Here is a 1,686-nt window from a genome sequence, read left to right as displayed (position 1 = left end):
GGACGGCGCGGTCCTGCTGCGCCGGCGCCCGCCGACGGGGCTGCTGGGCGGCATGATGGAAGTGCCGGGTAGTCCCTGGGCCGAAGGGGCGGCGCCGGTGGCGACCCCGCCGTGCCCCGCCGGCTGGACCGCGCTGAATACGCCCGTCGAGCATACGTTCACCCATTTCCACCTGATCCTGACGGTGCAGGTCGCCCGGGTGGCGGATTTCGCCGTGGCCGGGGAATGGCATCATCCGGCGCATATCGGCGATGCGGGCGTGCCCACGGTCTTCATGAAAGTGTTGCGTGCGGCTGGCGTCGTTTGACGGTATATCTCGGCTCCTTTTGGCGAGGAGCATTCCCGTGACCAGCACAGGCGGCACAGCGACGGTTTTCATCGACGGCGAGGCGGGCACCACCGGCCTCGGCATCCGCGAGCGCCTGCTGAACGTCCCGGGGATCGAGATCCGCAGCATCGACGCCGACAAGCGCAAGGATCCCAAGGCCAAGCAGGCCCTGATGGCCGAAGTCGACGCCGTCGTCCTGTGCCTGCACGACGATGCCGCCCGCGAGTCCGTCGCCCTCGCCGCCGAACTCGGCTCGGCCGCGCCCCGCATCCTCGACGCCTCGACCGCGCATCGGGTGGCGGAAGGCTGGGTCTATGGTTTCGCCGAAATGGCCCCCGGCCAGCGCGAGGCGATCGCGAAGGCGAGGCTGGTCGCCAATCCCGGCTGCTATCCGACGGGCGCAATCGCCCTGCTGAAACCGCTGGTCGAGGCGGGCGTGCTGCCGGCCGATTATCCGATCGCGATCCATGCCGTCTCGGGCTATTCCGGCGGCGGCAAGCCGATGATCGAGGCTTACGAGGCCGGCACGGCGCCCAAATTCGAGCTTTACGGCCTCGGCCTCGAGCACAAGCATGTGCCCGAGATCAAGGCCTATGCCGGGCTGGACCGGCGGCCGGTGTTCATCCCCTCGGTCGGCGATTTCCGCCAGGGGATGCTGGTCACCGTCGCGCTGCACCTCGACCTGCTGAACGGCGCGCCGAAGCCCGCCGATCTCGAAGCCCTGCTGGCGGCGCGTTTCGCCGGCAGCGACCTCGTCTCGGTGAAATCCACCGCCGATCTGGGCGGCAAGATCGAGCCGGAAGCCCTGAACGACACCGACCGGCTCGAACTTCGCGTCTTCGGCAACGAAGCCCGCGGCCAGGCCCTGCTCGTCGCCCGCCTCGACAACCTCGGCAAGGGCGCCTCCGGCGCGGCGGTACAGAACCTGCGCCTGATGCTGGGGCTGTAAGCTCTCCCTTGTAACTTCGCTTCATCCACATCTGGTAGACTACCGGTTGCGGTGGCAGGCGAGAGACCGACAGCCCTGAGGGCCACCAAGCCCGTGGGAGAGCAAGGGTCTTCGCCTGCCGTTCCATCGAACCCGAACAGTCGCTTGGGCCGCTCGCGAAGCCCGCTTGCGCAAGGATGGGTAAAGATGGACGCCCTCGTCATTGGTATCGATGTCTCGAAGGATCGGCTCGACGTTTGTTGCCATCCTCAGGCGGAGCCCTTCGCCGTGCCCCGCAACGCCGACGGCATCGCCGCCCTCGTCGAGCGCCTGCGGCCGCTTCAGCCCAAAGCCATCGGTCTCGAAGCCACCGGTGGCTTCGAGACCGTCGTCGCCGCCGGCCTCGCCGCCGCAGGACTGCCGGTCGTCG

The 1,686-nt window shown here is 68.5% G+C and carries 2 protein-coding genes and 1 pseudogene; all 3 read left to right on the top strand.

Annotated elements, in window-relative coordinates:
• On the top strand, positions 1 to 307 hold a 307-nt coding region (locus tag WAZ62_RS02860), incomplete at its 5' end, for an NUDIX domain-containing protein (protein WP_422642024.1).
• Between the two features lie 37 nt (positions 308 to 344).
• Positions 345 to 1,277, top strand: a complete 933-nt coding sequence (gene argC, locus WAZ62_RS02855) for an N-acetyl-gamma-glutamyl-phosphate reductase (RefSeq protein WP_422642023.1) — start codon at positions 345 to 347, stop codon at positions 1,275 to 1,277.
• Positions 1,278 to 1,463: 186 nt separating this feature from the next.
• Positions 1,464 to 1,686, top strand: a pseudogene (locus tag WAZ62_RS02850) (IS110 family transposase); the annotation flags it as partial.

The organism is Zavarzinia sp. (assembly GCF_049306435.1).
Taxonomy (GTDB): Bacteria; Pseudomonadota; Alphaproteobacteria; order Zavarziniales; family Zavarziniaceae; genus Zavarzinia.
The sequence above is the reverse complement of the archived record's forward strand: the minus strand, read 5'-3'. Positions and strand labels throughout refer to the sequence as shown.